This is a genomic window from Rhizobium leguminosarum bv. trifolii WSM2297 (genome assembly GCF_000271845.1).
On the sequence record NZ_JH719395.1, the window covers coordinates 3348141 to 3372719 of the forward strand.

General features: G+C 61.8%; 24 protein-coding genes. 12 read left to right on the plus strand and 12 right to left on the minus strand.

Annotated elements, in window-relative coordinates; genetic code table 11:
* Nucleotides 1–59 precede the first annotated feature (59 nt).
* From RLEG4DRAFT_RS31435 to RLEG4DRAFT_RS31450, 4 genes are read left to right on the plus strand one after another with little or no spacing between them, the layout of a single operon-like run.
* Nucleotides 60–1361 (plus strand): COG4223 family protein, encoded by a 1302-nt coding sequence (locus tag RLEG4DRAFT_RS31435; protein ID WP_171898249.1) that lies wholly within the window; start codon nucleotides 60–62, stop codon nucleotides 1359–1361.
* A 4-nt stretch (nucleotides 1362–1365) separates the two neighbouring features.
* On the plus strand, nucleotides 1366–2985 hold the full coding sequence (locus RLEG4DRAFT_RS31440) for a heme biosynthesis protein HemY (protein WP_003582848.1): 1620 nt from the start codon (nucleotides 1366–1368) through the stop codon (nucleotides 2983–2985).
* 17 nt (nucleotides 2986–3002) lie between these two features.
* Complete coding sequence (locus RLEG4DRAFT_RS31445) at nucleotides 3003–3488, plus strand: TerB family tellurite resistance protein (protein WP_003582851.1); 486 nt, start codon at nucleotides 3003–3005, stop codon at nucleotides 3486–3488.
* Complete coding sequence (locus tag RLEG4DRAFT_RS31450; protein WP_003582853.1) at nucleotides 3457–4230, plus strand: glutamine amidotransferase; 774 nt, start codon at nucleotides 3457–3459, stop codon at nucleotides 4228–4230. Before RLEG4DRAFT_RS31445 ends, RLEG4DRAFT_RS31450 begins: the two co-directional genes overlap by 32 nt.
* A 30-nt stretch (nucleotides 4231–4260) precedes the next feature.
* On the opposite strand, the gene RLEG4DRAFT_RS31455 is transcribed toward RLEG4DRAFT_RS31450, so the two are convergent.
* Nucleotides 4261–5496 (minus strand): MFS transporter, encoded by a 1236-nt coding sequence (locus RLEG4DRAFT_RS31455; RefSeq protein ID WP_003582855.1) that lies wholly within the window; start codon nucleotides 5494–5496, stop codon nucleotides 4261–4263.
* A 139-nt stretch (nucleotides 5497–5635) separates the two neighbouring features.
* Here RLEG4DRAFT_RS31455 and RLEG4DRAFT_RS31460 point away from each other — a divergent pair, with 139 nt between their 5' ends.
* Entirely contained in the window at nucleotides 5636–5926 is a 291-nt protein-coding gene (locus RLEG4DRAFT_RS31460; RefSeq protein ID WP_003543619.1) for a YggT family protein, read from the plus strand.
* The gene (locus RLEG4DRAFT_RS31465) at nucleotides 5923–6234 is read left to right on the plus strand and encodes a DUF167 domain-containing protein (protein ID WP_003582857.1); all 312 of its coding nucleotides are present in this window, start codon (nucleotides 5923–5925) and stop codon (nucleotides 6232–6234) included. Before RLEG4DRAFT_RS31460 ends, RLEG4DRAFT_RS31465 begins: the two co-directional genes overlap by 4 nt.
* Before the next feature lie 4 nt (nucleotides 6235–6238).
* Here RLEG4DRAFT_RS31465 and ppa read toward each other — a convergent pair whose 3' ends face one another.
* The 4 genes from ppa to RLEG4DRAFT_RS31485 all read right to left on the minus strand — a co-directional run bounded on the left by ppa (nucleotide 6239) and on the right by RLEG4DRAFT_RS31485 (nucleotide 11694).
* Nucleotides 6239–6775, minus strand: coding sequence for an inorganic diphosphatase (gene ppa, locus RLEG4DRAFT_RS31470; protein WP_003582858.1), 537 nt, complete (start codon nucleotides 6773–6775; stop codon nucleotides 6239–6241).
* A gap of 147 nt (nucleotides 6776–6922) precedes the next feature.
* Entirely contained in the window at nucleotides 6923–7429 is a 507-nt protein-coding gene (locus RLEG4DRAFT_RS31475) for a GNAT family N-acetyltransferase (protein ID WP_003582861.1), read from the minus strand.
* Between the two features lie 199 nt (nucleotides 7430–7628).
* Nucleotides 7629–9449: a translational GTPase TypA gene (gene typA / locus RLEG4DRAFT_RS31480; protein ID WP_003582863.1), complete on the minus strand. Its 1821-nt coding sequence runs from the start codon at nucleotides 9447–9449 to the stop codon at nucleotides 7629–7631.
* Between the two features lie 157 nt (nucleotides 9450–9606).
* On the minus strand, nucleotides 9607–11694 hold the full coding sequence (locus tag RLEG4DRAFT_RS31485; protein ID WP_003582864.1) for a M3 family metallopeptidase: 2088 nt from the start codon (nucleotides 11692–11694) through the stop codon (nucleotides 9607–9609).
* A gap of 209 nt (nucleotides 11695–11903) precedes the next feature.
* Here RLEG4DRAFT_RS31485 and RLEG4DRAFT_RS31490 point away from each other — a divergent pair, with 209 nt between their 5' ends.
* A complete protein-coding gene (locus tag RLEG4DRAFT_RS31490; protein WP_003582866.1) occupies nucleotides 11904–12335 on the plus strand; it encodes a hypothetical protein in 432 nt (143 codons plus the stop codon).
* A 5-nt stretch (nucleotides 12336–12340) separates the two neighbouring features.
* Here RLEG4DRAFT_RS31490 and RLEG4DRAFT_RS31495 read toward each other — a convergent pair whose 3' ends face one another.
* Both RLEG4DRAFT_RS31495 and RLEG4DRAFT_RS31500 read right to left on the minus strand, forming a co-directional pair.
* Nucleotides 12341–12982, minus strand: coding sequence for a LysE family translocator (locus RLEG4DRAFT_RS31495; protein ID WP_003582867.1), 642 nt, complete (start codon nucleotides 12980–12982; stop codon nucleotides 12341–12343).
* A gap of 187 nt (nucleotides 12983–13169) precedes the next feature.
* A complete protein-coding gene (locus RLEG4DRAFT_RS31500; RefSeq protein WP_003582868.1) occupies nucleotides 13170–14075 on the minus strand; it encodes a LysR family transcriptional regulator in 906 nt (301 codons plus the stop codon).
* 388 nt (nucleotides 14076–14463) lie between these two features.
* Here RLEG4DRAFT_RS31500 and RLEG4DRAFT_RS31505 point away from each other — a divergent pair, with 388 nt between their 5' ends.
* The gene (locus tag RLEG4DRAFT_RS31505; RefSeq protein WP_003582869.1) at nucleotides 14464–15432 is read left to right on the plus strand and encodes a DMT family transporter; all 969 of its coding nucleotides are present in this window, start codon (nucleotides 14464–14466) and stop codon (nucleotides 15430–15432) included.
* Nucleotides 15433–15473: 41 nt separating this feature from the next.
* Here RLEG4DRAFT_RS31505 and RLEG4DRAFT_RS31510 read toward each other — a convergent pair whose 3' ends face one another.
* On the minus strand, nucleotides 15474–16142 hold the full coding sequence (locus RLEG4DRAFT_RS31510; protein WP_003582870.1) for an NUDIX hydrolase: 669 nt from the start codon (nucleotides 16140–16142) through the stop codon (nucleotides 15474–15476).
* Nucleotides 16143–16371: 229 nt separating this feature from the next.
* Between RLEG4DRAFT_RS31510 and RLEG4DRAFT_RS31515 the strand changes: the two genes are divergently transcribed.
* Both RLEG4DRAFT_RS31515 and RLEG4DRAFT_RS31520 read left to right on the plus strand, forming a co-directional pair.
* Nucleotides 16372–17274, plus strand: a complete 903-nt coding sequence (locus RLEG4DRAFT_RS31515; RefSeq protein WP_003582872.1) for a hypothetical protein — start codon at nucleotides 16372–16374, stop codon at nucleotides 17272–17274.
* Between the two features lie 147 nt (nucleotides 17275–17421).
* A complete protein-coding gene (locus RLEG4DRAFT_RS31520) occupies nucleotides 17422–18633 on the plus strand; it encodes an adenylosuccinate synthetase (RefSeq protein ID WP_003582873.1) in 1212 nt (403 codons plus the stop codon).
* Nucleotides 18634–18703: 70 nt separating this feature from the next.
* Here the strand turns inward: RLEG4DRAFT_RS31520 and RLEG4DRAFT_RS31525 are convergent, their stop codons facing one another.
* Nucleotides 18704–19927, minus strand: coding sequence for an argininosuccinate synthase (locus RLEG4DRAFT_RS31525; RefSeq protein ID WP_003582876.1), 1224 nt, complete (start codon nucleotides 19925–19927; stop codon nucleotides 18704–18706).
* 175 nt (nucleotides 19928–20102) lie between these two features.
* Here RLEG4DRAFT_RS31525 and RLEG4DRAFT_RS31530 point away from each other — a divergent pair, with 175 nt between their 5' ends.
* Together RLEG4DRAFT_RS31530 and RLEG4DRAFT_RS31535 are read left to right on the plus strand one after the other, a co-directional pair.
* Nucleotides 20103–20954, plus strand: coding sequence for an SDR family NAD(P)-dependent oxidoreductase (locus RLEG4DRAFT_RS31530; RefSeq protein WP_003582878.1), 852 nt, complete (start codon nucleotides 20103–20105; stop codon nucleotides 20952–20954).
* Between the two features lie 181 nt (nucleotides 20955–21135).
* A complete protein-coding gene (locus RLEG4DRAFT_RS31535; RefSeq protein ID WP_003582879.1) occupies nucleotides 21136–21777 on the plus strand; it encodes a LysE family translocator in 642 nt (213 codons plus the stop codon).
* A 43-nt stretch (nucleotides 21778–21820) separates the two neighbouring features.
* Here RLEG4DRAFT_RS31535 and RLEG4DRAFT_RS31540 read toward each other — a convergent pair whose 3' ends face one another.
* From RLEG4DRAFT_RS31540 to RLEG4DRAFT_RS31550, 3 genes are all read right to left on the minus strand, one after another.
* Entirely contained in the window at nucleotides 21821–22615 is a 795-nt protein-coding gene (locus RLEG4DRAFT_RS31540) for an ABC transporter ATP-binding protein (protein WP_003582880.1), read from the minus strand.
* Nucleotides 22612–23490, minus strand: coding sequence for an ABC transporter permease (locus tag RLEG4DRAFT_RS31545; protein ID WP_037094945.1), 879 nt, complete (start codon nucleotides 23488–23490; stop codon nucleotides 22612–22614). Before RLEG4DRAFT_RS31545 ends, RLEG4DRAFT_RS31540 begins: the two co-directional genes overlap by 4 nt.
* A gap of 123 nt (nucleotides 23491–23613) precedes the next feature.
* Complete coding sequence (locus RLEG4DRAFT_RS31550) at nucleotides 23614–24567, minus strand: ABC transporter substrate-binding protein (RefSeq protein ID WP_003582884.1); 954 nt, start codon at nucleotides 24565–24567, stop codon at nucleotides 23614–23616.
* Between the last annotated feature and the right edge of the window lie 12 nt (nucleotides 24568–24579).

Sequence of the window (24579 nt, forward strand, 5' to 3'; positions counted from 1 at the left end):
CCGCCCAAATTTGATCTAACCTCTTCCCTTAATTGGCATCACTGTCTAGTTTCGTTGCAATGCAGGATAAAGAGGACCTCATGGTATCGGGAAACCCGCCACGCCATTCGAAGAGCGCCGACGAGCCGGTCACGATCGACCTCGAAGCACAGGATTTCGCCTCTGCAGCCGATATCGAAAAGCCGGTGGAGAATGATGTCGGCGACGCCGGCAACAGCGCCGCCGATGCCGGCGTGACGCCCGAAACCGACGCTGCGCCGCAGTTCGAACAGGGACGAGCCGAGGAAGAAGCCGAACACGCACAAGCCGACCACGAGGACCGGCCTGCCCCGGATGTGCCGGAGGAGCCGGCAGCCCCGGAGCCTGCCTTCACGTCTCCTCCCGAACAGCCGCGCCGCGCCGTCACCTCCGGTCTCATCGCCTCCGGCATATTCGGCGGCCTCGTGGCGCTGCTTGGCGCGGGCGCCATTCAATATGCCGGCTATCTCCCGGGTTCCTCCGCGCCGCAGACAACCTCGCCTGATGTCGCCGATCTCTCAGGCGAAATCGACGGCCTGAAACAGGCCGTCGCCAATCTCGCGGCCAACCCGCCGGCCACGAACGACGGCGCGCTTGAAAAGCGCATCGCCGCGCTGGAAACAACGGCGGGGGCATCCACCGCCGGCGCACCGGCCGATTCGGCAAATGTCGAGGCGCTTAACCAGAAGATTGTGGAGCTGAGCGGTCAGCTCGAGCAGCTGCGGTCGACCCTTGCCCAGTCATCGGAACAGCAGACGAGCAGCGGCGCCGATATCGCCAAGCGCCTCGACGAGGCCGAAAAGAAGCTGAACGAGCCGCGCGAGGATGTCGCCGTCGCCAAGGCGATCGCGGCAGCCGCCCTCAAGGCGGCGATCGATCGCGGCGGCCCGTTCCTGGCCGAGCTCGATACCTTCGCCGGGGTCGCACCCGACGATCCAGCTGTGGCCGACCTGCGCGGCTTTGCCGAAACCGGCATTCCCTCACGCGCCGAACTCATGCGTCAGGTTTCCGATGTCGCCACCGCGATCGTCGAAGCCGTCAACCAGCCGGATCCGAATGAGAGCTGGTCTGACCGGCTGATGTCGAGCGCCAAGTCGCTGGTATCAGTCCGTCCCGTCGGCAATATCGAGGGCGACAGCGTCGAAGCCATCGCCGCCCGCATGGAGGACAAGGTGAAGAGCGGTGACCTGCCGGGCGCTTCCGCCGAATGGAACAAGCTGCCGGCTCAAGGCAAGCAGGCTTCCGCCGCCTTCAAGCAATCGCTCGAAGCGCGCATCCGCGTCGAGGAAGTTGTCGGCGGGGCGCTGTCGAAAGCGGTTTCCGGCACCGGCAAGGAAGGATAAGACCATGCTGATCCGTCTTGTCGCCTTCGCCCTCTTCGTGTTGGCTCTCGCCTATGGGTTCTCCTGGCTTGCCGATCGTCCCGGCGACCTGTCGCTGATCTGGGAGGGCCAGATCTATCAGACGAAACTGATCGTCGCCGCCAGCGCGATCATCGCTCTGATCGCCACCGTCATGATCGTCTGGTGGTTCATCCGCCTGGTCTGGACCTCGCCGCATTCGGTGACCCGTTATTTCCGCGCCCGCAAGCGCGACCGCGGTTATCAGGCGCTGTCGACCGGCCTGATCGCCGCCGGCGCCGGCAATGCGCTGCTCGCCCGCAAGATGGCCGCCCGTTCCCGGGGTCTCATCCGCGCCGATCAGGAGCCGCTGATCAACCTGCTCGAGGCCCAGGCCGCCCTGATCGAAGGCCGCTATGATGAGGCGCGCGCCAAGTTCGAGGCGATGGCCAACGATCCCGAGACACGCGAGCTCGGCCTGCGCGGCCTCTATCTGGAGGCCCGCCGGCTCGGTGCCAACGAGGCTGCCCGCCAATATGCCGAGAAGGCTGCCGACAATGCGCCTTATCTGCCCTGGGCCGCACAGGCGACGCTGGAATATCGCAGCCAGGCCGGCCGCTGGGACGATGCGATCCGCCTGCTCGAACAGCAAAAGGCCGCCCGGGTCGTCGAAAAGGCCGAGGCCAACCGTTTGCACGCGGTCCTCCTGACGGCGCGCGCCGGCGAGAAGCTGGAAGGCAACCCGACCGGCGCCCGCGACGACGCGCAGCAGGCGCTGAAGCTCGCCTCCGATTTCATTCCGGCAGCCCTCATTGCCGCAAAGGCGCTGTTTCGCGAAGGCGGGGTACGCAAGGCCGCCTCGATCCTCGAGCAGGCATGGAAATCGGCCCCGCATCCCGAGATCGGCCAGGCCTATGTCAGGGCCCGCAGCGGCGATTCCACGCTCGACCGGCTGAAGCGCGCCGAACGGCTGGAAGGGCTGCGCCCGAACAATGTCGAATCCCTTCTCGTCGTCGCCCAGGCCGCACTCGACGCGCAGGAATTCGCCAAGGCCCGCGCCAAGGCGGAAGCGGCTGCCCGCATGCAGCCGCGTGAAGCCGCCTTTCTGCTTCTGGCCGACATCGAAGAAGCCGAGACTGGCGACCAGGGCCGCGTTCGCCACTGGCTCGCCCAGGCGCTGAAGGCGCCGCGCGATCCGGCCTGGGTCGCGGATGGTTTCGTCTCCGACAAATGGCTGCCGGTGTCACCGGTGACCGGACGCCTCGACGCCTTCGAGTGGAAGGCGCCCTTCGGCCAACTCGAAGGTCCGCTCGAAGACGGTTCGGCGCCCGCCTCGATCGAAACCGCTTTGAAAACGCTGCCGCCGCTGCGCGACGTCAGGCCGGAAAGCCCGGTCAACGACCATCGCATCATCGAGCTGGAGCGCGCCGCGACGATTGCCGAGGCGGTGCGTCCCACACCGGCGCCGGTGGCACCGGCAAAACAGAAGCCGGTCGAACCGACCGTTGGCGACAAGGCACCCGCATCAAGCGAGGCGAAACCTTTCTTTGGCGGCCTGCCGGATGACCCCGGCGTTCGCGATCCCAGGGGGGAACCGGAACCCAAGACACGGCTCCGCCTTTTCTGAAATGGAACGAAAACCGCATGTTCGAACGCTTTCAGGCATTCTTCCAGAAGCTCACCGCCGACCACCCGAAGAAGGGCTTTGCCCCCGACGATCCACGCATCGCCGTGGCAGCGCTTTGCATGCAGGTGATGGAGGCCGACGGTCAGATCAAAGCCAGCGAGAAGAAGCGGTTGCGCAAGCTGTTGAAGGAGCAATATGCACTCGACGGCAAGCAGCTCGATGCTCTGATAGCCGCCGGCCTCGAGGCCGAAAGTTCTGCCGTCGATTATTATCGCTTCACCGCCGACCTGAAACGCCACCTCAATACCGAGCAACGGCTGGAGTTGATCGGCATTCTCTGGGACATCGTCTATGCCGATGGCGAACGCAGCGAAATGGAAGACCATGTGATCTGGCGTATCGCCGATCTGCTCGGCGTCTCCTCGCGCGAGCGCATCCAGAAGCGGCAGGAGGCAGCAGCCAGGGTGACGGATGTCCGGGTTGCGCAAGATGATAGCGACTGAGCAAGATCCGAACCGCGACCGGCGCCCGATCCTCATCGTCCTGCACCAGGAGCGATCGAGCCCCGGCCGTGTCGGCCAATTGCTGGTCGAAAAGGGTTACCGTCTCGATATCCGCCGCCCGGTTCTCGGCGAGCCGCTGCCGACGACGCTCGAAGACCATGCCGGCGTCGTCGTCTTCGGCGGGCCGATGAGCGCCAATGACCCCGAGGAATTCGTCAAGAAGGAGATCGGCTGGATCGACATTCCCTTGCGGGAAAAACGCCCCTATCTCGGGATCTGCCTCGGCGCACAGATGCTGGTGCGTCATCTCGGCGGCAAGGTGCAGTCGAATGCGGACGGCTCGACGGAGATCGGCTGGTATCCGCTGCACCCGACCGAGAAGGGCCGGCTGCTGATGCATTGGCCGAAGATGGTCTATCATTTCCACCGCGAAGGCTTCGAACTACCGCACGGTGCCGATCTGCTGGCCGAAGGCGATGCCTACCCGAACCAAGCCTTCCGCTATGACGGCAACGCCTGGGGCCTGCAGTTCCACGCCGAACTGACCCGGGTGATGATGCACCGCTGGGTCGTGCATGGCGCGCACCGTTTCATTCTGCCGAACGCCCAGCAGGGCCGCGAACATCTCGAAGGCCGCATGCTGTTCGACGCGCCGCTGAAAGCCTGGCTGACCGAATTCCTCGATATCGTCTTCGAAGGCAAGCCGGCAAAGGCCGCATCCCCGATCACCCTTCCCGCATAGAGAGCTGCGCCTCCGGCGGCACGCCCTATCTCATGTGCTGGGCGCGTCGAGCGTATCGATCTGCCGCAATTTCGGGAAACTCGAAGCCCAGATCGCTGCCACCGCCAAAGTCCCGATCCCGCCGATAACAACCGCAGGCACCGCGCCGAAGATCGACGCCATCGTGCCCGCCCTGAATTCGCCGAGTTCATTCGAAGCGCCGACGAAGACCATGTTGACCGCGTTGACGCGGCCGCGCAGCTGATCCGGCGTCCAGAGCGCAATCAGGCTCTCGCGCACATAGACCGACACCATGTCGGCCGCCCCCATCAGCGCCAGCGCCGCGATCGAGACCTCGGTGTTGGTCGAGATGCCGAAGACGATGGTTCCCACACCGAACAGAGCAACACCGATGAACATATAGATGCCGGCGCGGTGTTTGAGCGGATAGGCGGCAAGGAAGATCGCCATGACGATGGCGCCAAGCCCCGGTGCTGCGCGCAGCAGTCCGAGCCCCCAGGGGCCGAGCGTCAGGATATCGCGGGCGAAGATCGGCATCAGTGCCGTAGCACCGCCGAGCAGCACGGCAAAGAGATCGAGCGAGATCGCCCCGAGCACGACCCTTTCGGCGCGGATGAAACTGAAGCCGCCGAGGATCATCGCCCAGCTCTTGGTCTCGCCTGTCGTCTTCTGCTCCGGCTTCGGGATCATGTAGAGGAGAGCCGCACCGAGCACCGAAAAGATCACCGCCACCGTGTAGGCGGTCGTCGCGCTGACGCCGTAGAGCAGACCGCCGATCACCGGACCGGTGATCGCGGCGAGCTGCCAGGACGACGAATTCCAGGCGATCGCATTGGAGAGATCCTGCTCCGGCACGAGATTGGGGGCGAGAGACTGCACCGCCGGCGACATGAAGGCGCGTTCGATGCCGAAGATCAAAAGCACCGCGAAAACCGGCAGCGGCGTGAAGGTTCCCATAACAGTCATGACAAGCAGCGCCAGCGTGCAAAGCGCACTCACCAGCGAGCAGAGCGCCGCGATCGCCCGGCGATTGTACCGGTCGGCCACCGAACCGGTAACGAGCATGAGCAGCAGCGACGGCAGGAACTGCACAAGTCCGATCAGGCCGAGATAGATCGCCTTGCCCGTCTGGTCGTACATCTGCCAGCCGACGGCGACGCTGACGATCTGCTGCGAGAAGGACAGCAGGAAGCGCGCGAAGAAGAACCGCGTGTAGGACGAATGCCGGAACGCGGCAAAACGGTCTCCGGTGGGCGAAAACGACATGGATGTTTTCCGAGGAGACGGGCGCCGGAATAGCTGCAAAGCCGCCCGTTAAACATGATTCACCGCGCGTTCCCACACGGCACTTGCTCGTTTAGTCGCCAATGTCTACATGTCTGTCAACAACGAATTGGAGAAGACGATGTTTGCGCTGTTTCAAACCATTGATTTGGCTTTGAATATTTACACTTGGATCCTGATTGCCAGTGCCATTTTTTCCTGGCTCTATGCCTTTAACGTCATCAACTCCAGCAATCAGTTCGTCAATTCGGTCGGCACATTCCTCTATAACGTCACCGAACCGGTGCTGAAGCCGATCCGCAGCCGGTTACCGAACCTTGGCGGCATCGACATTTCGCCGATCATCCTGCTGCTGATCATTTTCTTCCTGCGCACCTTGCTTTGGACAACGCTGTACCCGCTGGTCGCTTGAGCCGTCCCTGGAGACTTTTCGACGATCATCTGCGCCTCGCCGTCCGGCTGACGCCGAATGGCGGGCGTGACGCGATCGACGGCGTCGAGGCGGATGCAGAGGGCGAAACGCATCTGAAGGCGCGCGTCACATCAGTCCCGGAAAAGGGCAAGGCCAACAAGGCCCTCATCCTTCTGGTCGCGCAATCGCTGCGCATCCCCAAATCTTCGGTCAGCCTCATCTCCGGCGACACCGCGCGCAAAAAAATCCTCCGGATCGACGGCGACCCGGAGGATTTGGCAAAAAAGCTCGAAACATTATTGGGCTGAATAATCAGCCTTTCGTCTTCTTGGCGCGCTCGACCGCTTCGAGGATAAGCTGGCCGGCTTCCCTGGAATCGCCCCAGCCGAAGATCTTCACCCACTTGCCGGGCTCCAGATCCTTGTAGTGCTCGAAAAAGTGCTCGATCTGCTTCAGCGTGATCTCGGGAAGATCGGTGTAGTCCTTCACCTTCTCATAACGCAGCGTCAGCTTCGGCGACGGCACGGCGATGATCTTCTCGTCCTTGCCGGAATTGTCTTCCATCTTCAGGACGCCGATCGGGCGCACATTGATGACGCAGCCCGGAACCAGCGGGCGGGTGCTGGCGATCAGAACGTCGATCGGGTCGCCGTCCTCAGACAGCGTGTGCGGCACGAAACCATAATTGCCCGGATAGGTCATCGGCGTGTAGAGGAACCGATCGACCACCAGCGTGCCGGCTTCCTTGTCCATTTCATACTTGATGGGATGGCCGCCGACCGGGACCTCGACGATAACGTTGACGTCCTCAGGTGGATTATTACCGATGGAAATGGCGTCGATGCGCATAGGAACTCCCGCGAGGTTGAATTGCTGGCAGCCAGATAATCAGTTTCATGTCGCAACGCAACATTTGAGATCACCAATGCGTGATGGCGCCGGCGCAAAGAGCTCGAAACTATCGAATGGGAAACAGGCGATTGCCGACCAAGCCGGTCAGTTCCAGATGAAGCCGATCTTCTTCAACTGCTTGTGGTCGAAATTTTCCATGCCTTCGCAGAAATCGACACCGCCGTGATGGCGGTAGAAACGGCCGGCGGTCTCGTTTTCCTCGAGGCACCAGACGACCAGCCCGTTGCAGCCGAGCGACTTCAGCAGACGGCGCGCCTCGCCGAACAGCATCCGGCCGAGACCGATGCCCTGATACTCCGGCCGAAGATAAAGCTCGTAGATTTCGCCTTCCTGCGGCAAAGCGCGGGCGCGGTTGAGGCCGAGCGTCGCGTAGCCGGCAACCGTTCCGGCGACATCGAGAACCAACAGTGTCGCCGGTCCGCGCGTCGCCTTGCGCCACCAGTTTTCACCGCGCCGCTCGATCATCTGCGTCAGCGCCCGATGCGGGATAATTCCTGCATATGTGTGCTGCCAGGCAAGCCTGTGCGTTTCCGATATGGCTCTGGCATCGTGCGGTTCAGCCCGCCGAACATCGATCGACAACGTCTTCATAACGTTTACTCTGGTCCTGCCAGAGGCAATTAACCATATGCGGCCAGCGCATCGTGATCGATTGCCCACAGACTTGATATGTGGACGACAGATAAATTTTAACGCTTTTTTAACGATTGTCACCAGTCGGATTCAGCGCCGCGCACAATAAAAAACCCCGGCTTGAAGGCCGGGGTTTGTAAAGGCTATCTCTAAGCTCTCAGAGAGCCGCTTTGGACTTTTCGAAACGCTTGCGATCGTTTGCGTCGAGATACATCTTGCGCAGACGGATATTCTTCGGCGTCACTTCCATGAGTTCGTCTTCCTGGATCCAGGAAAGGGCGCGATCAAGCGTCATGCGGATCGGCGGCGTCAGCTTGACGGCTTCGTCCTTGCCGGCGGCGCGGATGTTGGTGAGCTGCTTGCCCTTCAGGACATTCACTTCAAGGTCGTTGTCGCGCGTATGGATGCCGATGATCATGCCGGCATAGACCTTTTCGCCCGGCTCGATGATCATCGGGCCGCGATCTTCCAGATTGAACATCGCATAGGCGACGGCTTCGCCGGCAGCATTGGCGAGCAGCACGCCGTTGACGCGGCCACCGATCGCACCCTTGTAGGGCTGGTAGTCGTGGAACAGGCGGTTCATGATCGCCGTGCCGCGCGTATCCGTCAGCAGCTCCGACTGGTAGCCGATCAGGCCACGGGTCGGTGCGTAGAAACGCAGACGAAGACGGTTGCCGCCCGACGGACGCAGCTCGACCATTTCGGCCTTGCGCTCGGACATCTTCTGCACGACGACACCGGAATGTTCTTCGTCGACGTCGACGACGACCTCTTCGATCGGCTCCAGAAGCTGGCCGCTTTCATCCTTGTGCATCACGACGCGCGGACGCGACACGGCAAGCTCGAAGCCTTCGCGACGCATGGTTTCAATGAGAACGGCGAGCTGAAGTTCGCCGCGGCCGGACACGTAGAACGAATCCTTGCCTTCGGCTTCTTCGATCTTCAGGGCGACGTTGCCTTCCGCTTCCTTGAAGAGACGGTCGCGGATGACGCGTGAGGTCACCTTGTCGCCTTCGGTGCCAGCCAGCGGGCTGTCGTTGACGATGAAGGACATGGTGACCGTCGGCGGGTCGATCGGCTGCGCCTTCATGGCTTCCGAGACGGCCGGATCGCAGAAGGTGTCGGCGACGGTACCCTTGGAGAGGCCGGCGATCGCGACGATGTCGCCCGCATGTGCTTCGTCGATCGCCGTGCGCTCGATGCCGCGGAAGGCGAGGATCTTGGAGATTCGACCGGTTTCGATCAGCTTGCCGTCCTGGCCGAGAACCTTGACGGCCTGGTTCGGCTTGATCGAACCCGATGCGATGCGGCCGGTGATGATACGGCCGAGGAAGGGGTTGGCTTCGAGGATCGTGCCGATCATCCGGAACGGGCCTTCTTCGACGGTCGGCTCCGGAACATGCTTGAGCACCAGGTCGAGAAGCGGTGCGAGACCCTCATCCTTCGGCCCTTCCGGATTGACGTTCATCCAGCCGTCGCGGCCCGAACCGTAGAGGATCGGGAAGTCGAGCTGCTCGTCGGTGGCGTCGAGATTGGCGAAAAGGTCGAAGACTTCGTTGATGACTTCTTCGTGGCGACCGTCCGGACGGTCGATCTTGTTGATCGCGACGATCGGGCGAAGGCCGACCTTCAGAGCCTTGGAGACGACGAACTTGGTCTGCGGCATCGGGCCTTCGGAGGAATCGACGAGAACGATCGCACCATCCACCATCGAGAGAATGCGCTCGACTTCACCGCCGAAGTCGGCGTGGCCGGGGGTATCGACGATGTTGATACGGACACCCTTCCACTCGACCGAGGTCGCCTTGGCGAGAATGGTGATGCCGCGTTCTTTTTCGAGATCGTTCGAGTCCATCACGCGTTCAGCGACACGCTGATTTTCGCGGAACGAGCCGGACTGCTTGAGAAGCTCATCCACCAGGGTCGTCTTGCCATGGTCAACGTGCGCGATGATCGCGATATTGCGAAGTGCCATATGTGAAATCTCTGAGGCTGCGGCGCACGCTCTTGAGGACGCGCCTATTGGTTTGGGGCGTCCATACAGTTTTTTTTGCGTTTGCGAAAGAGGGGAACGCGCAAAAGCTGCGGCATGGCTGCCGCCATGCCGCATCGAAGCGTGTCATCAAATTGTCTTAGGCGTCGCTGCCTGTCAATTCCTCGAAGTTCGAAAGTCCCTTTTTCAGAAGCATCGCATCCGGGCTCGGCAGCTTGCCACGGAAGGCCTTGTAGGCGTCCTCCGGATCGATCGAGCCACCGACGGAATAGATGTTTTCCTTGAGCTTGCGCGCCATCTCGCCGTTAAACGCGTCTCCCGTCTCTTCGAAAGCGGCAAAGGCGTCGGCATCGAGCACCTCCGACCACATATAGGAGTAATAGCCGGCCGAATAACCGCCGGAAAAGATGTGCTGGAAGTGCGGCGTCGCATGCCGCATGACGATCGATTTCGGCATGCCGATCTCGTTGAGAACTGCCGCCTGCACCGCCATCGGATCCTCGACGGCCTCGCGTGTGTGAAAGGCCATGTCGACCAGCGCCGACGAGGTGAACTCGACGGTGTTGAAGCCGGCATTGAAGGTACGCGCAGCCAGCACCTTGTCGAGCAGCGCCTGCGGCATCGGCTCGCCGGTTTCGACATGCACGGCATAGCGCTTCAGAATAGCGGGCACCGTCAGCCAGTGCTCGTAGAGCTGTGAGGGAAGCTCGACGAAATCGCGCGAAACGCCGGTGCCGGAGACCGAGGGGTAGGTGACATTCGAAAGCATGCCGTGCAGCGCGTGGCCGAATTCGTGGAACAGCGTGCGCGCATCGTCGAGCGACAGCAGCGCCGGCTTGCCCTCGGCTGGTTTGGCGAAGTTGCAGACATTGTAGATGATCGGCAGCTCGCCATGGCGGCCGTTCTTCAGCTCCAGCTTGTGCTGCGATTGCAACGAACTCATCCAGGCGCCGGATCGTTTCGAGCCGCGGGCGAAATAATCGCCGAGGAAGAGCGCGACCAGCCGGTCTTCGCCATCCCGGATTTCAAAAACCCTGACATCCGGATGATAGGCGGCCACATCCTTCTTCTCGACCGCGCGGATACCGAACAGCCGGCCGGCCACGTCGAAGCAGGCTTCGATGATTTTCTCGAGCTGCAGATAGGGCTTGAGTTCGGCCTCGGAGAAATCGAATTTCCGCGCCCGGATCTTTTCGGCGTAGTGGCGCCAGTCCCAGGGCATCACCTCGTGGTTACGCCCCTCCTCGGCGATCAGCGCCGCGATATCGGCCTCCTCCTCGCCGGCGCGCTTCACCGCCCGGGCCCAGACCGCCTTGAGTAGGTCGTTCACCGCCTCCGCCGTCTTTGCCATTGTGTTGTCGAGCTTCAGCTCGGCGAAATTGCCGTAACCGAGCAGCATCGCCACCTGATGGCGCAAGGCCAGGGTCTGCCGGATGACGGCGCGATTGTCCGTCTCGCCGTCATTTTCGCCGCGCGCCACCCACGCCTTGAAAGCCTGCTCGCGCAGGTCGCGGCGCTCCGAAAAGGTCAGGAACGGCTCGATGATCGAGCGGGACAGCGTCACCGCATATTTGCCCTCTTCGCCGCGTTCGCGTGCAGCTGCCGCCATTGCGTCGCGCAGGAATTCCGGCAACCCGTCGAGCTCGGCTCCATCCGAAAGCACCAGTGCCCAGGCTTTCTCGTCGGCGAGCACGTTCTGGCCGAATTGCGTGCTGAGGCCGGCAAGCTTTTCATTGATCGCCGCAAGTTTTTCCTGCTCGGCCTTCTCGAGCTTGGCGCCCGACTTGACGAAGCCTTTCCAGTGGCGCTCGAGCACGCGTGTCTGTTCGAGCGTCAGGCCGAGGCTCTCGCGTTTCTCCCAGAGCGTGTCGATGCGGGCGAAAAGTGCGGCATTCATGCCGATCTTCGAATAGTGGCGCGACATCTTCGGCGAGATCTCCCGCTCCAACGCCTGGATCACATCATTGGTATGGGCGCCCGCCTTGTTCCAGAACAGCGCCGAAACGCGCGATAGTGCATCGCCGGCGATCTCCAGCGCCGTGACCGTATTGTCGAATGTCGGCGCCTCGCCATTTCCGGCGATCTCGTCGATCTCCCGTTCATGGGCGGCAAGCGCCGCTTCGAAGGCGGCGGCGAAATCACCGTCATCAATGGCATCGAAACGCGGCAGGCCGTGAAGGCCGTCCCAAGTCACCAGCGCCGGATTGAAATCATGGGGAGAAGGCATCGGAGAGTTCCTTTTTGGCATGCACGGGGTTCGTTGATATAGGAGAGCCGTCGCAGAATTGGAATGTTGCCGGGAAGACCTTTTGCCTCGCCTGCTAAATCTGGTGGACAAAAATTGGTACGTGAAAATTAACTAATCGTTAACGATTGACGCGAATCACGGCCGAGCGCTAGTTTCCCCATGTTTCTTCTTCTACGGGGACATGCGCCATGGAAATTTTTTCTGTGCGGTCTTCTCAGAGTTTGCTATTTAAAAACAATCCTAATAACGCAAAAAGTTCGAAGACCTCTGATATTGAAATCGAGACCAGAGCTCCCGCCCCGGCCTCGTTCCAGATCGACGACAATCTCGACGAAGGGCCGGATTTCACCGCGGTCAGCCCTGGCGAATTGCGCAATTACGCGCGTCAGAGTTTCGACAGCGGCCTGATCGATCAGAGCACCTATGCGGCGATCTCCGAGCCGCTGCCGATGCATGCGATCGATCCGCTCGGCAACGTCATCGATCTCTCCGCCGTCACCGACGGCACTAGCTTCAATTTTCTCGATTATTACAAATGCCAACTCCAGGTCGCCATGTCGATCGGCAGTCCGGATGAAGTTCAAACGCTGAAATCGGTCGTCAATTTCCTGGATAGCTGAGTAAATCAGGCCCTGCGCCAACCGAGAAGGCCGGGCGTTGCATGCCAGAGTGCCTGGGCGGCAAACCCCATGAAGAGCACGCCGGAGCAGCGCACGATCAACCGCTCATGCGCGCGATAGAAACGCCGCACCGCGCCGGCGCCGATGACGCCGATCAGGATGATGTCGGCGGTCACGAAGCCGACGAAGGACACGCCGAGAAGCAGCGGCAACGCCTCGAAATCAAGCGCCCCGGCCGAGCCCGCAACCAGCGCGGTGAAGGTGGCAAGCGCCACCGGATAGCCCTTGGGATTGGTGACGCCGAAGATCAGTCCACGACGAAACGGCCGCTCGACCATCACGAGCGCCCGCCCCTCGGCTTTCGGCTTGGCATTGACGGCGCTCCAGCCGATCCAGGCGAGATAGAAACCGCAGGCAAGGCCGAGCAGATCGAAGACGAAGGTTCCGATCGTCTTTGCGCCGACGATCGCGATCAGCGCCAGCGACGACCAGATGATATCCCCGACCAGATGCCCCATCATGAAGAAGGCGCCGGCCTTGCGGCCCTGCCCGGCACCGATGCCGAGCAGTTGCAGAAAGGCGGGTCCCGGAATGAGCACGTAGAACAGCGCCGCCAGGAAGGCGCCGAAGACCAGGGACTGCGTCATGGAGAGCTCCGGAGGATGATCACGGCAGAGTAAGCCATCCCGGGCATCCGTCAAGGGCGGTTGAATAGCCATGAAAGGCGCGATGAGGTGGCAAACGCCACTGGCTGCAGCTGCCGGCTCAAAGCGGACGCCGCCGCAGCGGCCGCCCGTAGCGATCCATGCCAACGCTCCGATGAACCGCGAGTCGCTACGGCATATTGCCATAGTTGCTGCAAGCGGCGCGAAGCCGGGGCAGCGCCCAATCGATAAAGGCGCGCACCTTCAGGGCGAGTAAGCCCTGACGCGAATAGACGATGTTGATCGGCTTCGACTCGCCGCCATAGTCCTTCAAAATCTGCACAAGCGCGCCCGAGGACACTTCCTCCGGCACTTGATAGTCGAAGAGGCGGCCGATCCCGGCTCCATTGAGCGCGGCGGCGACGCAATTGGCGGCCGTGTTCACCTCGATCCGGCTCCGCGGCAAGACTTCGACGGACTTCCCGTCGATCTCGAAACTCCAAAAGAACGACCGCTTGTGGAACATGATCCCATCGTGATCGATAAGCTCGCTGGGATGCTGGGGCACGCCATGCCGTTCCAGATAGGCCGGGCTCGCGCAGGTCAACAGACGGAACTCGCCGGCCTTGACGGCGTAGAGCGAACTGTCGATCAAATCACCAAGCCGGATGGCGACATCGACCTGCTCATTGACGAGATGAACAGAACGGTCGAGAGAAAGAACGTTCAATATCACCTCCGGATGCTTGTCCATGAAGTCGAGTGCAATCGGCAGGACATACCGGTGGCCAAACTCGATCGGCATTGTGACGGTCAGCAATCCCCGCGGCGTCTGATACTCGCCTGACGCCCTGCGTTCGACCTCCTCCAGATCGGCGATAATCTTGCGCGCCGCGTCGACATAGTCGCGACCGGCATCCGTGAGCTGCAGGTTGCGGCTTGTTCGGATGATGAGGTTTGTGCCGAGATATCGCTCCAGATCGGCGACCTTGCGGCTGACGCTCGGCAGCGGTGCGTTCAGTTTCCGGCTGCCCGCCGACAAGCTCCCGGCGTCAACCACGGCAAGCAGAACCCGCATTGCATCAAGCCGATCCATAACGCCCCGACGATTAGAAGCCTGGATATTTGAGAATATGAGAAATCGCTTCTGGTGAATAGGCGGTACAGCGCGATGGCCGCCCAGAAGCGTTTCGGCCGCATCGCGGCGCGCGGCGGTTAGGAAACGCGGAGCAATGACCGGGCCATCGCGCCGCCATCACGCCGGACAGCCTCCTGCCGTTCAACTCGGCCTCGTCGAGGCAGAACTGGTTCGCGATTTCATGGATGAGCATCGAGAGGGTGGTTCTCAATTTCACTGGCTACCGGGCAGGGTTTTCGGCACGTAAATTTCGCCCATTCGATCAAGGATTTCCCTTGATTGTTAACCGACTGTCGGCGTCACGGGAGTTAAAGCTCAGCGGCGCAAATTCAAGAGGGTGAACATTATGGACAGACTCTTCTATGTCGGCGTGTCAGCCGCTCTCTTTGCGGCCTTTGCCTTTTCGCTCAACTTTGTTGTGCCCTTCATCATCGGTGATTATTCGACCTTTGATTTTGCCCTCATCCGTCATCTTGTCTCGGGTCTGGTCGGTCTATACATCCTGTTTTCGGAGAAGCGCGTAATGCGCCATCTCACGCTTCGGAACGGCTTGCAGGCCATCTGGCTCGCCTTCATCGGATATGTCGGCTACTTCCTGACGGTGACCGGGGCGGCCGTCTTTGCCGGGCCGGTCATCGCCCCGGCCTTTCTCGGTCTGGTACCGATCCTATTGATGGTTATTGGCAATCAGCGTCAGGGATCATTGCCGTGGCAATCGCTTATGGTGCCTTTGGCGCTGGTGCTGGTCGGCCTTGTCCTCGTCAATGGCACGGCATTCACGACTGAAGGATTGAACTCCGTTAAATCACTGTGGGTTGGCGTGCCGCTGGCGCTTGCTGCCGTGGGGCTTTGGGTCTGGTTCGCTCTCGCCAACCAGGCTGCACTCGCTGCCCGACCAGAAATGCCCTCCGGCGTGTGGTCGGCCCTGATACTGGTCGGAGGTGGCGTCTTGATGCTGGCCTTCTATCCTATCGGTGCCGCGATGGATCTCTTCCAGTTGCCAGCATTCGGATTCGGCTGGAGTGCCGCCGGCAACTTATATGTCTGGAGTGCATCTTTCGCGCTGCTGGCAACCGTCGGCGGCGTCTGGGCCTGGAACATTGCGTCACGGAGCCTGCCTGTTGCCCTGGCTGCGCAATTGATCGTGTCGGAAACAGCCTTCGGTGTCATCGGGGGACTTGTCGTGCATGCTCGTTGGCCAACCCCGATCGAAGTCGCTGGGGTAACTGTCCTGATCGCCGGCGTCGTTCTGTCAGTGCGGATTTTCTATGATCGCCAATTTGCCTCGGGTAAGACATCGTTTGCGCATGAGTGATCTGCTGGACGCAGGGACAGTAAGGGGCGCGTCCCGGTCGCTCAAATTCGTCGATCGAACACAGCGACCGGCGTCTTCAGCCGATAGAGCGTCGTCGGTCGCCGGGCCCGCTCGGTCTGCCGTTTTTCGCCCTCGACCACTTCGAGCAGATCCAGATCGTTGATTTTGCGACGAAAGGCACTTTGGTCCAGCCGTTCGCCCATCACCGTTTCATAGATGGCCTGCAGTTCCGACATCGTGAAGACCTCGGGAAGCAGCCTTGCCGGAATGGTCGAATAGGCGCCCTTGCCGCGCAACCGCGCCAGCGCGGCGGTGACGATCTCATTGTGATCGAAAGGCAGTTTGCCTGTTGCCTCGACCGGCCGCAATTCCAGAGGGCTAGCGGCGCTCTCCAACGCTACCTGGGGGACCAGCGCAAAATACGCAATCGACACCGACCAGTCGCGAGGGTCGCGCCGCGCCGAAGCGAAGGTGGCGAGTTGTTCGAAGAATATGCCCTCGATCCCTGCCTTGGCCTTGAGGATACGGCGCACGGCCGCCTCGGCATCGGCGTCTTCGTCGGTGTGCAGATAGCCGCCGATCAGCGCCGGAACGCCGGCAAATGGCTCGGCGGATCGAGGCAGCAACGCCGTGCACAATCGTCCATCGTGCAGCGTCAGCAGGACGATGTCGACCGTCACCATCGGCCGTGCGAATTCAGCCTCTGCCATCAGCATCTTCCTGGTTAATGCATGTCGCCCCGGAAATGTGCAGCGGTTCCGGGATAACGACGCAACGCGTTTTCGTGTTCTCCGGCTCTCATACGCGCCATCAGAAAAAATGACAATTTGCAAATAGCAACTTGCAACATGCACTTTGCAAGTCTATATAGGTGATGACGAAGGGCAGTAGGCAAACGCCTGAGCCTGATCGCCAAGGCAACAGCAAAGGAGTGAAACCATGGGTATGGGACGTTTCAGCACAGCCGACTGGGCGGCCTACAATGCACGCCATGTGGATGGCCGCAGCCGGTCGGAAGTATTCGGCGCCACCGGCATCGATCCGCAGTTCGACCCGGCGCGCTTTTCCACCCGCGAGAGCCGCGACAGCGCCTACAATCCGCAATCGACCCCGATTATTCTGGCCTCGGATGTGACCGGCTCGATGGGCATGATTGCCCACGAGCTCATGCGCGGCGGCCTCGTTACCCTGACATCGGAGATTTACGACCGCCGTCCGGTATCCGATCCGCATATCATGGTGGCGGCGGTAGGAGATGCATATACCGATGTAGCACCGCTGCAGGCCACCCAGTTCGAGGCCGATATCTCGCTTGCCAGCCAGATCCGCGCCTTGTGGCTGGAAGGCAATGGCGGCGGTAATGACGGCGAGAGCTACAGCGCCGCCCACCTTCTGGCAGCCCTCAAGACGTCGACCGATGCCTTCGAAAGGCGCGGCCGTAAGGGCTATCTCTTCACCATCGGCGACGAGCCGGTTCACAATGGCCTGACCGCCCCTCAGATTGCCCGCATCTTCGGCATCGAACCGCCGCGCGGTCTGACCGCCCGAGAATGCCTGGCGATGGCGCAGAGATCCTATGAGGTCTTCCACATCGTCATCCGCGAGGGCTATGCAGCCACGCGGCTCGGCCGGGTGCTCGAGAGCTGGCAGCCGTTGCTGCCCGACCGGACCTTCGTGCTCGATGACCACAGGCGCATTGCCGAACTGGTGGTTTCGATCATCGAGATCACCGAAGGCCGGGACCCCGGCGACGTGGCAGCCAGCTGGCCGGGTGCGGCGGCCGCAGTCGTCGCCAAGGCCATCGGCGAACGCCCGAAGCGGCGCCTGCTGCCGTTCTTCTGAATCCAGGAAAAGTGCTAGGCGCTTTCCCCGGGAAACAAAAGGTTGGAGCGGTTCTGAGCTGCCACAAAGAGCTGAACCGCTCTGGCTCCATATCTTCCAGAACAAAAGCCCCCGGCGCGCTCCGGGATCCATTTTGAGGAGCAGAACATGAGCACTCGAGCACAGGCCGTGATCGGCGCGCTTTATGGCGACGAAGGCAAGGGACTGATGGTCGATCGCCTTGCCGCAGCCACGCCAGAAGCCGTGGTGGTTCGCAGCAATGGCGGTGCTCAGGCCGGCCACACCGTGGTTGATCCCGCCGGCCTCCGCCATGTCTTCCATCATATCGGCTCGGGCAGCTTTGCCGGGGCCGCCACGCATTTCAGCCGCTTTTTCGTCGCCCATCCGATGCTGCTGCTCGACGAGTTGGCGGCCCTCGGTGAGCTTGGTGTGAGACCTCAGATCAGCAGCGACCCGCGTGCCCCGGTCACCACACCGTTAGACGTCATCCTCAACCAGGCCTTGGAGCTGGCGCGCGGCACTGCCCGTCATGGCAGCTGCGGCCTCGGCTTCGGCGAGACCATCGAGCGCAATCTGCACCCGGAATTCGCTCTCTCGACGAAGGATCTGTTCCGCCTCGATCTGCACGCCCGCCTTGTTTCCATCCGCGATGCCTGGGTGCCTGTCCGGCTGGCAGCGCTCGGCATCACCGCCCTGCCCGCAGAACTGGCCGCCGCACTGGCTGACGACATCACCATCGCCCGCTTTGAGGCCGATTGCGCCGCCTATCTCGAGCGCGTCACGCTCTGGCCCGACCGGCGGCTGTGCGAACGCGGCACTGTCATCTTCGAAGCGGCGCAGGGCCTCGCGCTTGATCAGGACCGTGGAGCATTTCCCCACGTCACCCGTTCGAATACCGGGCTCGCCAACATGCTCGCGATCTCAGCCGAGGCCGGCATTAGCGAACTCGACGCAACATATGCGACGCGCTGCTACACCACCCGGCACGGCGCAGGGCCGCTCAAGGGGGAAGTCCCCGCACTGCCCGGCATCCATGTCATCGACCCCACCAACGCGCCAAACGAGTGGCAAGGGACTTTGCGGCTCGCCCCGCTCGATCTCGGCACGTTGCGCAACGCCATTGCACACGATCTGACCTTGGATCGCGGCGGCATCATGGTCAGGGCCGGGCTGGCGGTGACCTGTCTCGATCAGGCGGAGGATGACTTTGCCGTCACGGATGACGGAGCGGCAATACGGCTTGATCCTGCCCACGCGGCATCACGCATAGCCGATCTTGCCGGCCTGCCGCTCTGGGCCGAAAGCTGGGGACCGCGTCGCGGTGATGTCAGGCTCTGTACGGATGCAGCCGCCGCGTGAATCCCTGGTAATCAAAAGAGCCCGCGCGGCAATGCCGGCGGGCTCATATCCGGTGCGGAGACGACCGGGATTACTTCTTGAGATTGCGCTTGCCGAGCGTGCGCAGGCGCAGCGCGTTGAGCTTGATGAAGCCGGCCGCGTCCTTCTGGTCGTAGGCGCCCTGGTCGTCCTCGAAAGTAACGAGCTTGTCGGAATAAAGCGACTTTTCGCTTTCGCGGCCGGTGACCATGACATTGCCCTTGTAGAGCTTCAGCGTCACTTCGCCTTCGACATGCTCCTGGCTCTTGTCGATCAGTGCCTGCAGCATCTCGCGCTCCGGCGAGAACCAGAAGCCGTAATAGATCAGCTCGGCATAACGCGGCATGATCTCGTCCTTGAGATGGGCGGCCCCACGGTCGAGCGTGATCGATTCGATGGCGCGGTGCGCCGAGAGCAGGATCGTGCCGCCGGGCGTTTCGTAGACGCCGCGCGACTTCATACCGACGAAGCGGTTCTCGACGAGGTCGAGACGGCCGATGCCGTTGTCGCGGCCATAATTATTGAGCGTTGCGAGCAGCGTCGCCGGTGACATCTCGACACCGTTGATCGAGACGGCATCGCCCTTGCGGAAGCCGACCTTGATGGTGGTCGCCTTGTCAGGCGCTGCCTCAGGCGAGATCGTCCGCATATGCACATATTCCGGCGCCTCCTGGGCGGGATCTTCCAGAACCTTGCCCTCGGAAGAGGAATGCAGAAGGTTGGCGTCGACGGAGAACGGCGCCTCGCCCTTTTTGTCCTTGGCAACCGGGATCTGATGCTGTTCGGCGAAGGCGAGCAGGTCGGTGCGGCTCTTGAACGCCCAGTCGCGCCACGGCGCGATGATCTTGATGTCGGGATTCAAGGCATAGGCGGACAGTTCGAAACGAACCTGGTCGTTGCCCTTGCCGGTGGCGCCGTGGGCGATCGCATCCGCGCCCGTCTTGCGGGCGATATCGATCAGATGCTTGGAAATCAGCGGACGGGCGATCGAGGTGCCGAGCAGGTAGACGCCCTCGTAAACAGCATTGGCACGGAACATCGGGAAGACGAAATCGCGTACGAATTCCTCGCGCACATCCTCGATGTAGATCTCCTTGATGCCGAGCATCTCGGCCTTCTTGCGGGCCGGCTCCAGCTCTTCGCCCTGGCCGAGATCGGCGGTGAAGGTGACGACTTCGGCGCCGAGCTCGGTCTGCAGCCACTTCAGGATGATCGAGGTGTCGAGGCCGCCGGAATAGGCGAGAACGACTTTCTTCACGTCTTTGTATGATGCCATGATGATGAGGTCCGTTGCATAAAAGGCCGGCGAAAACCCGGTATCGCGGCACTTTTAGCGAGATTGGCGCGTGACGCAAGGGCAAGTGCGGCACCGCCGGCGCGATAGCGTTGACAGCGCGAAAGCGGAGCCCATATTCGCCAACGTCCGAACAATGATCGAGGAGGGGCTCCCCGTGACCAATATTCAAGACATTTTCAAGAAATCCAATGTTGCAGTCGTCACCGGCGGCGCGTCCGGCATCGGCCTGGCGGCCGCGAAATATTTCGCCGGGCGCGGCATGAGCGTCGCCATTGCCGATCTCGGCGGCGATCGGCTGGCCGCGGCCGCCGACGAACTCAAGGCCGTTGCCGGCGAAGAAAATGTGATGGCGGTCGAAACCGACGTCGCAGCCAGAGACTCGCTGGAGGCGCTCGAACGCGCCGTGCTCCAGCGTTTCGGCCGCGTGCACGTGCTGATGAACAATGCCGGCATCGGCCCGGAAACCTCGATCTTCAGCCCGCAGGCGAACTGGGACCACATCTTCGCCGTCAATCTGATGGGCGTCATCAACGGCACGCGCACCTTCGGCCCGAAGATGCTGTCGCACGGCGAGCCCGGCCTGATCATCAACACCGGCTCCAAGCAGGGCATCACCACGCCGCCCGGCAATCCCGCCTACAATATCTCAAAGGCCGGGGTGAAGGTCTTTACCGAAGCGCTCGAGCATGAGCTTCGCAACATCGACGGCGGGAAGATCTCCGCCCATCTTCTGATCCCGGGCTTCGTCTTCACCGGCCTCACCAAGGGCGACCGCGCGGAAAAGCCGGCCGGCGCCTGGACGCCGGAGCAGACCGTCGATTTCATGGTCGAAAGCCTTGAGCGCGGCGATTTCTATATCCTCTGCCCCGACAACGACGTGGCCCGGCCGGTCGACGAACGCCGCATGGCCTGGGCTGCCGGCGACGTCATCGAGAATCGCCCGCCGCTGTCGCGCTGGCACAAGGACTATGCCGACAAGTTCAAGGCCTTCCTGGAACAGAAGTGATCGGCACGACCAAGGCATCTCATCGCAAAGCTGCGCGGCGGGTTTGCGATGACATCGCATAAAAGGCTGATGCGCTTCACGTGAATCAAGTTTAGTGCGACGTGCATGAGAAGCTTTGATTGGTAATTTTCTGAAAGCTGGATAAAAAATCGTCCGATCTTTCCGGCTTTCAGAGTGTGCCATGGATTTCCTGCCCAGCCTGTCGACCCTTTTGGCCTTTGCCGCTGCAACCCTGCTGCTCGCGGCGACCCCGGGTCCCGACATGACGCTGTCGATCAGCCGTTCGCTGGCCCAGGGCAAGAAGGCGGCCCTCTTCGTCGTCGTCGGCACCAGCCTCGGCATCGTCGTTCACACGATGCTGGTCGCCTTCGGCATTTCGGCGCTGATCACCGCCTCGCCGACCGCCTTCCTCATCCTGAAGACCGGCGGCGCCGCCTATCTGCTCTGGCTGGCGGTCCAGGCGATCCGCTTCGGCTCGAAGCTCACGGTCGCCAAGGTCGAGGCGCAGAAGGGAACGGCGCTTGCAAACATTTCGTCGGGCTTCTGGGTCAATCTTCTGAACCCCAAGGTCATCATCTTCTTCATGACCTTCCTGCCGCAATTCGTCAGCGCCGGCGATCCCGCCGTGACGCAGAAGCTGCTTTTCCTCGGGTTTTGCTTCATCCTGATCGGCATGCCGGTCAATGCCGGCGTGGTCTTTGCCGCCGACTGGCTGGCCTCCTGGCTGCAGAACAACAAGAAGGTGCTGCGCGGCATCGACTATACCTTCGCCGGCGTCTTCTCGATCTTCGCCGCAAAGATCCTGCTCACCCAAGCCAGATGACCAGCCGCTCCCGGTCGGCTAAACCGACAGCACGCTGTCGGCGCTAGCCGATCAGCAAAGCATCGTCGTCGAGCGTCTGGCCGCGCATCTTGCGGAACATGGCGATCAGGTCCTCGACCTGCAGGTTCTTTCTGTTGTCACCCGCGACATCGAGAACGATCTCGCCGCCATGCAGCATGATCGTGCGGTGGCCGTAGTCCAGCGCCTGGCGCATGGAGTGCGTCACCATCATCGTCGTCAGTTTGCGCTCGGCAACGATCTTCTGCGTCAGGTTCATCACGAACTCCGCCATTCCCGGGTCGAGTGCTGCCGTGTGTTCGTCGAGCAGCAGCACTTCGGAGCCGGCAAGCGTCGCCATGACGAGCGAAACGGCCTGCCGCTGCCCGCCGGAGAGCAAATCCATGCGGTCCTTCAGCCGGTTTTCCAGCCCGAGATTGAGCTCGGCGATCCGCTCCTTGAAATAGTCCCGGCGTTTGCCGCCAAGCGCCGGCGCCAGCCCGCGCTTCTCGCCGCGGCGAGCCGCCAGAGCAAGATTTTCCTCGATCGACAGCGAACCGCAGCTTCCCGTCAGCGGATCCTGGAAGACGCGCGCAACCAGACCGGCGCGCGATGCCGTCGACTTGCGGGTCACCTCGTTCTTGCCGATCAGCACCTGCCCCTCACTCGGCAGGACGTCGCCGGCGAGCACACCGAGCAAAGTCGATTTGCCGGCGCCGTTGGAGCCGATGACGGTGACGAAGGAGCCTTGCTCGATCGTCAGGCTAACGCCGTTCAGCGCCTGCTTCTGCAGCGGCGTGCCGCGCCCGAAAACGACCTTGATATCCTTAACGCTGATCATGATGCGGCACCTCCACGAAGACGGGGAAGGATGAGCGCCACGGTCACCAGCACCGCCGTCACGAAATTGAGGTCGGACGCCTGCAGGCCGATGACGTCGCTGGAAAGCGCCAGCTGGATCGCGATGCGATAAAGGATCGAGCCGAGCACGCAGCCGATCAACGCGATCAGCAGGCCACGGCGTCCGAGCAATGTCTCGCCGATAATGACGGCGGCAAGCCCGACGACGATGGTGCCGACGCCGGAAGTGACGTCGGCAAAGCCGTTGGTCTGGGCAAACAATGCACCGCCGAACGCCACCAGCGCATTCGAGATCGCCATGCCGAGATAGATCTGCCGGCTGGTATCGACGCCCTGGGCCCGGGCCATCCGCGCATTGGCGCCGGTCGCGCGCATGGCCAGCCCGGCATCGCTTTCGAGGAAACGCCAGACCAGGATGAGCGCGACGATCACAAGAACGCCGACGAACAGCGGCCGCACATAGAAATCGCGAAGACCGTGGCCGAAGAACGGGCTGATCATCGTATCGGCATTGATGAGGGCGACATTGGGTTTGCCCATCACCCTGAGATTGACCGAAAACAGCGCGATCATCGTCAGGATCGAGGCCAGCAGGTTGAGGATCTTGAAGCGCACATTGAGCAGCGCCGTCACCATGCCGGCGCCGGCACCGGCCGCCATCGCGACCACAGCTGCAAGCCAGGCATTGACGCCGGCAATGATCAGGACGGCGGTCACCGCCGCGCCGAGCGGAAACGAGCCGTCGACCGTCAGATCGGGAAAGTCGAGAATGCGGAAGGCAAGATAGACCCCAAGGGCGACGAAGGAATAGACCAGTCCGAGTTCGACGGCCCCCCAGAATGCGATTTGGCTCAAGGCTTTCAGCACCTTTTTGATGTCCGTTCCGCCCGTCGCGAAACCGCAGCTTTTTAATACGAAGAGCCGCCCCCGTGCAAACGGGAGCGGCTGTATCCGACTAAACGTTGACGTGACGGCCGATTATTCAATGACCTTGTTGGCGCGCGAAAGTACGCTCTGCGGCAGGGTGACGCCCATCTTGGCCGCAGCCGCCTTGTTGACGACGAGATCGCTGCCGGCGGCGGTCTTGACGGCGATATCGCCCGGGTTTTCGCCCTTCAGCACACGCACGACAATGTCGCCTGTCTGCTTGCCGACATCGTAATAGTTGAAGCCGAGGGCGGCGATCGAACCGCGCGAAACCGAATCCGTATCGGCGGTGAAGAGCGGCAGCTTGCTCTCTTCGGCAACCGCGACGGCGCCTTCCAGCGCCGAGATGATCGTGTTGTCGGTCGGGATATAGATCGCATCGGCACGGCCAACGAGGGCGCGGGCCGCACCCTGGACCTCGGCCGATTTGGTGGCGGCTGATTCCACAACCTTCAGGCCGGCCTTTTCGGCTTCGGCCTTCAGCACGGTGAGCAGCGAAACGGAATTCGCCTCGCCTGAGTTGTAGAGATAGCCGATGGTTTTCACTTCAGGCAGGATTTCCTTGATCAGCGCGAGGTGCTCGGCGACCGGCGACATGTCGGAAAGGCCGGTGACGTTGCCGCCGGGCTTGTCCATGTTCTTGACGAGCTGGGCGCCGAGCGGATCGGACACCGCGGTGAAGACGACCGGAATGTCGCGCGTCGAGGAGACGACCGCCTGGGCCGAGGGCGTGGAGATCGGCACGATGACATTCGGCTCGTCGCCGGCGAACTGGCGGGCGATCTGAGCTGCCGTCGCCGGATTGCCTTGCGCCGACTCGAACACGAATTTCAGGTTCTCGCCTTCCTTGTAGCCGGCGGCCGTCAGCGCATCGAGAACGCCCTTGCGCGCTGCATCCAGCGCCGGATGCTCGACGATCGCCGTCACGGCGACCGTCACATTATCAGCCCTCGCGGGCAGGGAAAGCGCTAAAGTGGCGGCGAGAGCGAGTAAAATCGAGCGCATGGGTGTCCTCCT